At 72.9% G+C, this 12,194-nt stretch carries 1 protein-coding gene and 1 pseudogene; both read right to left on the minus strand.

The window, feature by feature from the left end:
- On the minus strand, positions 1 to 6,626 hold a 6,626-nt coding region (locus tag ACZ4EG_RS45480), incomplete at its 3' end, for a type I polyketide synthase (protein WP_467794891.1).
- Positions 6,627 to 6,660: 34 nt separating this feature from the next.
- Positions 6,661 to 12,171, minus strand: a pseudogene (locus ACZ4EG_RS45485) (SDR family NAD(P)-dependent oxidoreductase); the annotation flags it as partial.
- Positions 12,172 to 12,194: the final 23 nt, after the last annotated feature.

Below are 12,194 nucleotides of genomic sequence, written 5' to 3' on the forward strand. Positions count from 1 at the left end.
ACTTCCTCCTCGGCCGCCTCGACCGCCACCATCGCGCCGCCCGCGGGCAGGGCCTGCATCAACGCGGCACGCGCGGACACCAGCTTCACGGCGTCATCCAGCGACACCACCCCGGCCACATGCGCGGCCGCGATCTCACCGACCGAGTGACCGGCCACGTAATCGGGCCGCACACCCCACGATTCGAGAAGGCGGAACAACGCCACCTCGACCGCGAAGAGCGCCGGCTGGGTGCACCCGGTCTCGTGCAGGATCTCCGCGTCGACGTCGACCGGCGCATCCAGACGCGCACACACCTCGTCATACGCATCGGCAAAGACGGGGAACGCCCCGTACAACTCACGCCCCATACCGATCCGCTGCGAACCCTGACCCGAGAACAGAAAGCCGACCTTGCCCTCGGAGCGCGCGCGTCCCAGCGTCACGTTCGCCGCCGGTTCGCCGGCGGCGAGCGCGGTGAGGGCTTGCCGGAGTTCGTCCGGGCCCTGTGCCAGGAGCACCGCGCGGTCCTCGAACGTCTCGCGGGAGGCCAGGGAGAGTCCGATGTCGGAAGCCGTCCAGCCGTCGTTCGCGTCGAGGTGGCCGGCGAGCCGGGCCGCCTGGGCGCGCAGCGCCGGCTCGCCCTTGCCCGACAGCACCCACGGCACGAGCGCGCCGGAGTCGGGCGTGGGGGGCAGCTCCTCCGTGGCGGGGGCCTGCTCGATGATGGTGTGGGCGTTGGTGCCACTGACGCCGAACGACGAGATCGCGGCGCGGCGCGGGCGGTCCGACTCGGGCCATGCGACGGCCTCGGTCAGGAGCCGGACGTCACCGGCCGACCAGTCCACGTGCGGCGTCGGCTCGTCCGCGTGCAGGGTCCGCGGCAGGATGCCGTAGCGCATCGCCATGACCATCTTGATCACACCTGCCACGCCTGCCGCGGCCTGCGTGTGGCCGATGTTGGACTTCAGCGAGCCCAGCCACAGCGGCCGGCTCTCCGGCCGCTCCCGGCCGTACGTGGCGAGCAGCGCCTGCGCCTCGATCGGGTCACCCAGCGTCGTGCCCGTGCCGTGCGCCTCGACGGCGTCCACGTCGCCCGGAGCGAGTCCGGCCGAGGCCAGCGCCTGGCGGATGACCCGCTGCTGCGCCGGACCGTTCGGCGCGGTCAGGCCGTTGGACGCGCCGTCCTGGTTCACGGCGCTCCCCCGTACCACCGCCAGGACCTCGTGGCCGTTGCGCACGGCGTCGGACAGCCGCTCCACGAGCACCACGCCCACGCCCTCCCCCCAGCCGGTGCCATCCGCACCGGCGCCGAACGCCCTGCAGCGGCCGTCGGGCGACAGGCCACGCTGGCGGCTGAACTCCACGAAGACGCTCGGGCCGGCCATGACGGTGACGCCGCCGGCCAGGGCCATCGTGCACTCGCCGTTGCGCAGCGACTGCATGGCCAGGTGCAGGGCGACCAGGGACGACGAGCAGGCCGTGTCGATCGTGACGGCGGGCCCTTCGAGGCCGAAGGTGTAGGCCACCCGGCCGGAGACGACGCTGGACGCGCCGCCGACGAGCCGGTGTCCTTCGACGCCTTCCGGCGTGCGGCGCACATCGGCTCCATAGCCCTGGTAGGCCATGCCGACGAAGACGCCGGTCCGGCTGCCGCGTAGCTGCGCGGGGGCGATCCCGGCCCGCTCGAAGGCCTCCCACGAGGTCTCCAGCAACAGGCGCTGCTGCGGGTCCATCGCCAGGGCCTCACGCGGAGAGATCCCGAAGAAGCCGGCGTCGAAGTCGGTGGCACCGTAGAGGAATCCGCCGTCGCGCGCGTACGTCTTGCCGGGGCGATCGGGGTCGGGGTCGTAGAGGGCCTCGACGTCCCAGCCGCGGTTCGACGGGAAGTCGGAGATGGCGTCGCCGCCGGACGTCACCAGGGACCACAGAGCCTCGGGCGAGTCGACGCCGCCGGGCAGGTGGCAGCTCATCGCCACGATGGCGATGAGCTCGTCGTCGGGGGCCGCGTGCTGCTCCTGCGGTACGGCGGCCTGCGATCCGAGCAGCTCGCTCCGCAGGAAGCGGGCGAGCGCCGTGGCGTTGGGGTAGTCGAAGACCAGTGTGGGCGGCAGCGCGAGCCCGGTCGCCGTGTTGACTTTGTTGCGGAGTTCGACGGCGGTCAGGGAGTCGAAGCCCAGGTCCTTGAAGGCCCGGTCGGGCGCGACCTCCGCCGCCGAGGAGTGGCCCAGGACGGCCGCGACGTGCGCGCGGACCAGGTCGATCAGGGTCTGAGTGCGCTCGGCCTCCGGCAGTCCGGCGAGCCGGGTCGCCAGGGGCGCGGCACCGTTGGCCGCGTCGGCAGGTGCGGCTGTGCCTGCGCGGCGTACCTCGGGCAACTCGGACAGCAGGGCGCTCGGGCGGCCGAGGGTGAACGGTCCGATGAACCGTGCCCAGTCGATGTCGGCCACGACGACCGCGGTGTCGTCGCAGTCCAGGGCTCGCTGCAGCGCGGTCACGGCGAATGCGGCGGGCAGGGTGACGACGCCGCGGCGGCGCAGGTGCTCCTCGTCGGCGTCGCTGACCATGCCGCCGTCGGCCCAGGGGCCCCAGGCGATCGCGGTGGCGGTCAGACCCCGGGCCCTCCGCCTGGCGGCGAGCCCGTCGAGGAAGGCGTTGGCGGCCGCGTAGGCGGTCTGCCGTCCGCTGCCCCACACGCCGGCGATCGAGGAGAAGAGGACGAAGGCGTCCAGCTCGCGGTCGCCGAGCAGTTCGTCCAGGTGTGCGGCGCCGTGGGCCTTCGCCGCCGCCGTGCGGGCGAAGTCGGCCGGCGTCAGCTCGTCAATGGGGGCGAACTGTTCCACGCCCGCGGCGTGGAAGACGGAGGTGAAGGTGTGCTCGGCGAGCAGTGCCGCCACCGCGTCGCGGTCGGCGACGTCGCACAGGGCGAGGGTGACGCGCGCTCCCAGCTCCTCCAGTTCAGCCTTGAGCGCGGTCGCGCCGGGCGCGTCGGGGCCGCGGCGGCTGGTGAGCACCAGGTGTCCGGCACCGGCACCGGCGAGCCAGCGGGCGACGTGCCCGCCCAGCGCACCCGTACCACCGGTGATCAGCACCGTGCCGCGCGGCGACCACGGCCGGCCGGCGCCGCTTCGGGCGTGGGCGAGCCGGGCGGTGAACACGCCGGAGGCGCGGACGGCGACCTGGTCCTCGTGGCCGTCCGCAGCGCCGACTTTCTGGCTCAGTACGGCGGCGATACGGCCGGCGGCGCGATCGTCGACGGCCGCGGGCAGGTCGATCAGGCCGCCCCAGCGGCGGGCGTGTTCCAGGGCCAGGGCGCGGCCGAGGCCCCACACCTGGTTCTGCACCGCGCTGAGCGGTGCGTCGTCGGAGCGGCCGGTGGCAGCCGCGCCGCGGGTGGCGCACCACAGCGGCGCGTCGACGCCCGCGTCGCCCAGCGCCTGGGCCAGAGCCACGGTCTGCGCGAGGCCCTGGGAGAGCGCGGGGTGCTCGGGCGAGGCGGACTCGTCGGTCGCGAGCAGAGACAGGACGCCGTCGGGCGATCCGGCTTCGGCTGTGGCCCGGGTCAGCTCGCCGGCCAGGGACGCGCGGTCGGCGTCGGCGCCAACCGTCAGCGGGATCAGGTGCGCGCCACGTCCGGCGAGGGCCGCGCGGACCGTCCGGGCCCACTCGTCGCCCTCGGGCGCGGCGAACAGCCATGTGCTGCCGGAAAGGTCGCCGGCGGACAGGCCGTTCAGCGGCTGCCAGGCCAGCTGGTAGCGCCAGCCGTCCACGACGGACTGCTCGCGCCGCTGGCGCCGCCAGGCGGACAGCTTCGGGACCACGACGTCCAGTTCCTCGGGGCTCAGCCCCAGCGTGGCGGCGAGGGACTGGGCGTCCTCGCGCTCGACGCTCGCCCAGAACTCGGCATCGACCGCGTCCACGGCGGCCGTCTCGGCCTCGGGGGCCTCCAGCCAGTAACGCTGCTGCTGGAAGGCGTAGGTGGGCAGGTCTACGCGGTGGGCACCCGGGAACAGAGCCTGCCAGTCCGGGGACACGCCGTGTACGTGCAGTTCGGCGAGCGCGGTGATGACGGCCTGCGGCTCGGGGCGGTCGGCTCGCAGTACGGGGATGGTGACGATGTCGTCCGCACAGCCCTGTGCCATGCCGCTGAGGACACCGCCGGGACCGATCTCGACGAACGTGGTCACACCCAGCTCGTGCAGGGTCCGTACGCCGTCGGCGAAGCGGACCGCCTCGCGGACGTGACGGACCCAGTACTCGGGGGTGTAGGCCTCCTCGGCCAGGCGACCGGTGAGGTTCGAGACCACCGGGATCCGCGGCTCACCGAACGTCAGATCGCGAACGACCTGCGCGAACTCCTCCAGCATCGGATCCATCAACGGCGAGTGGAACGCGTGACTGACCTTCAGCCGAGACGTCTTACGACCCTGACCGGCGAAGATCTCACCTATTGCGCCGACCGCGTCCTCAGCGCCGGAAACCACAACTGATTCAGGGCCGTTGACCGCCGCGATGCCGACGCCGTCCGTCAGGTGCGGCAGCACCTCGTCCTCGGTCGCCTGCACCGCCACCATCGCCCCGCCCGCAGGCAGCGCCTGCATCAGCGCGGCACGCGCCGACACCAGCTTCGCCGCATCCTCAAGCGACAACACACCCGCCACATGAGCAGCCGCAATCTCACCCACCGAGTGACCCGCCACCAAATCCGGCCGGACACCCCACGACTCCAGCAGCCGGAACAGCGCCACCTCCAAGGCGAACAACGCCGGCTGGGTGCAACCGGTCTGGTTGAGCTGCTGCGCGTCCGCGTCGAGCGTGACGTCGAGGTGGGCGCGGATCTCGTCGTAGGCCGCGGCGAACGCCGGGAAGGTGTCATAGAGTTCGCGCCCCATGCCGGCCCGCTGCGAGCCCTGGCCGGAGAACAGGAACCCGGTCTTGTCGCCGAGGCGGGCCGCGTCCTGGACGACGACCGCGGATGGGGTGCCGGACGCCAGTGCCCGTACGCCTTCGGTGAGTTCCTCCAGGCTCTCGCCGACGACGGCCGCCCGGCGGTCCCAGGCGGTGCGCGTCGTGGCGAGGGAAAAGCCGATGTCGGCCGACGAGCGGCCGGCGCCGCTCCCGCCGCTCCGGCCGTCCTCCAGGAAGGAGAGCAGGCGCTCCGCCTGCGCGCGCAGCGCCGCGTCGGTCTTCGCCGAGAGTACCCACGGCAGCGCGCCGGCGGCCGGGTCCCCGGCCGGCTCGGCGGCGGCCTCTTGGTCGAGGGCCGGGGCCTGCTCGATGATCGTGTGCGCGTTGGTGCCGCTGACGCCGAAGGACGAGACCGCGGCGCGGCGGGGGTGGTCCGTCTCGGGCCACTGGACGGCCTCGGTCAGCAGCTTGAGGCCGCCCGCGGACCAGTCGACCTGAGTGGTCGGCTCGTCCACGTGCAGCGTCTGCGGCAGGACGCCGTTGCGGATGGCCATCACCATCTTGATCACACCGGCGACCCCGGAAGCCGCCTGCGTGTGACCGATGTTGGACTTGATGGATCCCAGCCACACCGGCCGGTCGCCCGAGTGCTCCTGGCCGTACGTGGCGAGCAGCGCCTCTGCCTCGATCGGGTCACCGAGGGTGGTGGCCGTGCCGTGCGCCTCGACCGCGTCGACCTGGGAGGCGGTCAGGCGCGCGTTCTCCAGCGCCTGCCGGATCACTCGCTCCTGCGACGGGCCGTTCGGGGCCGTGAGGCCGTTGGAGGCGCCGTCCTGGTTGACGGCGCTGCCGCGGATGACGGCGAGCACGTCATGGCCGAGCCGGCGGGCGTCGGACAGCCGCTCCAGCAGGAGCACGCCGACGCCTTCGGACATGCCCGTGCCGTCGGCGGTCGAGGAGAACGCGCGGCAGCGGCCGTCGGGCGACAGGCCGCGCTGCGCACTGAACGCGATGAAGGTGTTCGGCGTGGCCATCACGGTCACGCCGCCGGCCAGGGCGAGCGAGCACTCGCCGCGGCGCAGCGCCTGGGCGGCCAGGTGGAGCGCCACCAGCGAGGACGAGCAGGCCGTGTCGACGGTGACCGCCGGGCCTTCGAGGCCGAGGGCGTAGGAGATGCGCCCGGACACCACGGCGGCGGTGTTCGCGGTGACGAGGTGGGCCTCGGTGTCGCTGTCGCCCTGCCGCTGGAGGTAGGCGTGGTCCTGGCCGTTGGTGCCGACGAACACGCCGACCCGGGTGCCGCGTGCGGTGGCGGGGTCGATGCCCGCGCGTTCGAGGGCCTCCCAGGAGGTCTGCAGGAGCAGCCGCTGCTGCGGGTCCATGACCAGGGCCTCGCGGGGGGAGATCCCGAAGAACGCGGGGTCGAACTCGCCGGCGTCGTAGAGGAAGCCGCCCTCGCGCACGTACGTGCGGCCCGTCCGCCCGGGCTCGGGATCGTAGATCGTGTCCAGGTCCCAGCCGCGGTCGGTGGGGAACTCGGAGACGCCGTCGCCGCCCGAGGCGACCAGTTGCCACAGATCCTCGGACGAGCCGACCCCGCCCGGGTAGCGGCAGGCCATCCCGACGATGGCGATGGGCTCGGTGTCCTTCGCCTCCAGCTCACCCAGCTGCCTGCGGGTCTGGCGCAGGTCCACCATCACGCGCTTGAGGTAATCCCTGAGCTTGTCGTCGTTCGACATGTTTTACGTCCTCGGTAGCAGTGCGTGAGATGAGTCAGTGAGACCCGAGCTCTTGGTCGATGAGGTCGAACATCTCGTCGTCAGTGGCGGCGTCGATCCGGTCGAGATCGAGGTCGAAGTCGCGTTCGGTGCCGGGGCCGGCGTCGGCGGCGTTCGCCGCGGCGTCCTGGTGGGTGTCGGTCCACTTCCAGAGCAGCGCCTTGAGCCGGGCGGTGACCTTGTCCCGCACCGCGTCCTCCGGGGGGAGCGCGGCGAGCTGCGCCTCCAGCCGGTCCAGTTCGCCGAGCACGGGCGGAGCCTCGGCGGTGAGGTCGAGCACCAGGTCCTTGTGCAGGAGCCGGGCGATGGCGACGGGGTTGGGGTGGTCGAAGACCAGGGTGGGCTTGAGCCGGAGCCCGGTCGCGGCGTTGAGCCGGTTACGCAGCTCCACGGCGGTCAGGGAGTCGAAGCCGATGTCCCGGAAGGCCGTGGTGGGCTCGATGCGGGCAGCGGTGGCGCGGCCGAGGGCGGCTGCCGCCTGATTGCGCACCAGGTCCAGCAGGACCTTCTCCTGGTCGGCCTCTGGTATCCCGGCGAGGCGGCGGGCCAGGGCAGGGGTCCCTGCGGCGGCCGCGGCCTCGCCGGCCGCGGCGCCGCTGTCGCCCACGAGGCCGCGCAGGACGGCGGGCAGCATGCCGGCGCGGGCCGTGGCGCGCAGTCCTGGAACGTCCAGCCGAGCTGGCACGATCACCGGCCGGTCCACAGTAAGGGCAGCGTCGAACAGGGCCAGACCCTCCGCCGGGGTGAACGGCACGACTCCCGCCCGCCCCATCCGGCTGCGGTCGGCGTCGGTGATCCGGTCGCCCATGCCTCCGTTGTCCGTCCACAGGCCCCACGCCAGCGAGGTGCCGGGCAGGCCCGCGGCCCGGCGCTGCCGCGCCAGCCCGTCCAGGAAGGCGTTCGCGGCGGCGTAGCTCGCCGCGCCGGCGCTGCCCAGGACTCCGGCCAGGGAGGAGAAGAGCACGAACGCGGAGAGGTCCAGGTCCCGGGTCAGCTCGTGCAGGTGCAGCGCCCCGTCGGCCTTCGGCCGCAGCACGGTGTCCAGGCGCTCCGGGGTCAGGGCGGTGACCACGCCGTCGTCCAGGGCCGCCGCCGCGTGCACCACAGCCACGAGCGGGTGCTCGGCCGGGATCGAGGCCAGCAGTTCCGCGAGGGCGTCCCGGTCCGCGATGTCACAGGCGGCCACGTCGATGTGCGCGCCCAGCTCGGAAAGGGCGGCAACGAGTTCGCCGATGCCTTCGGCCGCGGGGCCGCGGCGACTGGCCAGCAGCAGCCTCCGTACGCCGCGTTCGGCGACGAGGTGCCGCGCGAGCGACCGTCCGAGGCCACCGGTCGCGCCGGTGAGCAGCACGGTCCCCTCGGGGCCCCACGCGTGACCGGTGGGCTCTTCGGGCGGGGTGATCCGGGCGAGGCGCGGCACGTACAGCTTTCCGTCGCGCACCGCGGCCTGCGGTTCGTCCAGAACGGCGAGCGCCGCGGCCAGCGCCGGGTCGATGCCGCAGTTCGTGTCGATGCCGCCGTTCGCGACCGAGTCGTCCGCGTCGACGAGCAGAAGCCGGTTCGGGTGCTCGGTCTGGGCAGACTTCACCAGACCGGAGACCGCGACGTGCGCGAGGTCCAAAGCTGTGCCGCCCGTCTCGACGGCTCCGCGCGTCATCACCACGAGTCGCGCGTCGGACAACCGCTCGTCGGCGACCCACTCCTGGACGACCGACAGCACGTCGGCCAGCAGCCCGCGCGTCGCCGCGGCGGCATCGCCCTCGCCCGGGGCGCAGCGCAGGAGGACGTGGGCAGGCGTGGCCGCACCGCCGTCGACTGCCTTGCGGAGCGCGTCGATGTCGGAGTGGGAACCCTCGTCGCCGAGGACCGCCCACTCGGCTTCGCAAGCAGTGGCGGGAGCGGACGCCACGGTGTGCTCGACCCAGTCGACCTCGAACATCCAGTCCTGGTGCGCCACCCGCGAGGCCAGCACCTGCTGCGGGGACATCGTCCGCGTCCGGACGGACGCGACCGAGGCGACGGGAGAGCCGTCGGCGTCGGACAGTTCGATCGCCACCGCGTCGACGCCGGCGGGCCGGATGCGTATGCGGACGGCCCCGGGCCCCGGAGTGTGCACGGACATTCCGCTCCAGGCGTAGGGCATGAGCACCTCGCCGGGATCTTTGGCCCGGTCCGACGCCAGCATGCCGAGGGCAGCGTCCAGCAGTACGGGGTGCAGGCCGTAGCGGTCCGCCCGGTCCCGCTCCGTGACAGGCAGTGCGGCCTCGGCGTACAGCTCGTCCCCGGCGCGCCAGGCGGCGCGCAGGCCCGGACGGCCCTCGACGCCCACGGGTTCGGCTCCCGTCGGCGGCCATGTCATCATGTCGAACTCCGAGGCCGGAGCGTTCGGGGTGAGCTCTCCGGTGACGTGGCAGACCCACGGCTCGCCGGCGCCGCCCGCAGCGGGCCGGCTGAAGACGCGCACCGAGCGCCGGTCAGGGTCGTCGCTCGAACCGACCTGCACCTGGATGCGGACGGCGCCGTGTTCGACGAGAACCAGCGGGGCGTCCACGTCCAGTTGTTCCAGATGCGGGAACCCGGCCAGCCGTCCCGCGGACAGGGCGAGCTCCACGAACGCGGCGACCGGGAGCACCGGCACGCCGCCGACCGTGTGTTCCGCGATCCAGGGCATGTCGGCCGGGGACAGCCGCCCGGTGAACAGCACGTCCTGCGTCCCGGCGGTCTCCACCACCGCGCCGAGCAGGGCGTGGCCGGAGGAGTCCAGGCCCGCCGAGGAGACGTCGAGCGCTGCCGTACCTTCAAGCCAGTAGCGCTCGCGCTGGAAGGCGTACGTCGGCAGGTCGACACGCTGGGCGCCGGGGAACAGCACCTGCCAGTCCGGGGAGACACCGTGCGCGTGCAACTGCCCGAGGGCCAGAGTGAGCGCCTCGGGTTCGGGGCGGCCGGTACGCAGGGCGGGAACGGTGACGATGTCCGCGTCGTCGAGGCAGCCCTGGGCGAGGGCGCTCAGCACGCCGCCCGGGCCGATCTCCAGGAACGTGGTCACACCCAGCTCGTGCAGGGTCCGCACGCCGTCGGCGAAACGGACCGCCTCACGGACGTGCCGGACCCAGTACTCGGGGGTGTACGACCCAGCCAGATCACCCGTGAGGTTGGAGACCACCGGGATCCGCGCCTCGTTGAAGTCCAGAGCGCGAACGACCTCCGCGAACTCGTCCAGCATCGGGGCCATCAACGGCGAATGGAACGCGTGGCTGACCTTCAACCGGGAGGTCTTGCGACCCTGTTGGGCGAAGGCCTCGACAATCTCCAGCACGACATCCTCGGCTCCGGAGACCACGACGGACTGCGGACCGTTGATCGCCGCGATACCGACACCGTCGGTCAGGTACGGCAGCACTTCGTCCTCGGTCGCCTGGATCGCCACCATCACGCCACCCGCAGGCAGTGCCTGCATCAACGCGGCACGCGCCGACACCAGCTTCACGGCGTCGTCCAGCGACAGCACACCCGCCACATGAGCAGCCGCAATCTCGCCTACCGAGTGACCCGCCACGTAGTCGGGCCGGATTCCCCTCGACTCCAACAACCGGAACAACGCCACCTCAACGGCGAACAACGCAGGCTGCGTCGATCCCGTCTGATGAAGCGTCTCCGCATCGACGTCGACCTCGGTGTCCAACAGCGCGCACACCTCGTCGTACGCCACAGCGAACACCGGATAGGACGTGTACAGCTCGCGGCCCATCCCCCGCCGCTGCGAACCCTGACCCGAGAACAGGAAGCCGACCTTGCCCCGGTCGGCCTCGGCGCGCCCTGTCACCACCTGTACCGCGGGCTCGCCCGCTGCGAGGGCGGTCAGCCCCGCGCGCAGCTCTTCCCCGTCGGCGCCGACGACCGCCGCCCGGTGCTCCAGCGCCGAGCGGGTGACCGCCAGCGACAACCCCACGTCGGCCGGTGACGCGGCTGCGAGGTCCACGAACGACAGGAGTCGTTGCGCCTGCTCCCGCAGCGCCTCCCCGGTCTTCGCGGAGAGTACCCACGGCACCACCGTGGTCCGGGCCCGCCTCGGCTCCTCGGCCACGCCCTCGCCTTCGGTCGTGTCGTCGGCCGGGCCCTCCGCCGCCGGTTCGGGCGCCTGCTCAAGGATGATGTGCGCGTTGGTGCCGCTGATCCCGAACGACGAGATCCCGGCCCGGCGAGGGTGGTCCGTCTCCGGCCACGCGATCGCGTCGGTCAGCAGGTCGACCGAGCCGGCCGACCAGTCGACCTGCGGCGTCGGCCGGTCCACGTGAAGCGACTTCGGCAGCACGCCGTGCCGCATCGCCAGCACCATCTTCATCACACCGGCGACGCCCGCCGCGGCCTGCGTGTGGCCGATGTTGGACTTCAGCGAGCCGAGCAGGAGCGGCCGTTCGCGCTCTTGTCCATAGGTCGCCAGCAGCGCCTGCGCCTCGATCGGGTCGCCGAGGTTGGTGCCCGTGCCGTGCGCTTCGACGGCGTCGACCTCCTCGGCGGACAGCCCGGCGCCGGCCAGCGCTTCGAGGATCACGCGCTGCTGCGCGGGGCCGTTGGGCGCGGTCAGCCCATTGGACGCGCCGTCCTGGTTGACGGCACTGCTCCGGACGACCGCGAGCACCTTGTGGCCGAGTCGGCGGGCGTCCCGCAGCCGCTCAACGAGCAGCAGGCCGGCACCTTCGGACCAGGACGCCCCGTCCGCCGCCGCCGCGAAGGACTTGCAGCGGCCGTCGGGGGCGAGTCCGCGCTGGCGGCTGAACTCGATGAAGGCGCTCGGGCCCGCCATGACCGTCACGCCGCCGGCGAGCGCCATGGAGCACTCGCCGCCCCGCAGCGCCTGCACGGCGAGGTGCAGGGCGACGAGCGAGGACGAGCAGGCGGTGTCGACGGTGACCGCGGGGCCCTCGAAGCCGAAGGTGTAGGCGATGCGCCCGGAGGCGACGCTGCCGGAGTTGCCGGTGCTCATCAGCCCCTGGACCCCTTCGGGGAGGACCCCGGGCGTGAAACCGTAGTCGTGGTACATCAGGCCGGCGAAGACGCCCGTGCGGCTGCCCTTGAGGCCGGCGGGATCGATGCCCGCGTGCTCGAAAGCCTCCCAGGCGGTCTCCAGCAGCAGCCGCTGCTGCGGGTCCATGGCCAGCGCCTCGCGCGGCGAGATCCCGAAGAAGTCCGCGTCGAAGTCCGCCGCGTCGCGGAGGAAGCCGCCCTGCCGTGTGTAGACCTTGCCGGGCTGTTCGGGGTCGGGGTCGTAGAGCGCGTCGACGTCCCAGCCGCGGTCCTCGGGGAACTGCGAGATGGCGTCTTTGCCCTCGGCCAGCAGCCGCCACAGCTCCTCGGGGGAGCCGACGCCGCCGGGGAACCGGCAGCTCATGCCCACAATGGCAATCGGCTCCTGGTCGCGGGCCTCCAGCTCGCGCACGCGCCGCCGAACCTGGCGCAGGTCGGTGGTGGCCCGCTTGAGGTAGTCCCGGAGCTTGTCTTCGTTCATCATCGGTGTCGCCCGCCCCTTTT

The sequence above is a fragment of the Streptomyces sp. NPDC025638 genome (assembly GCF_055558775.1).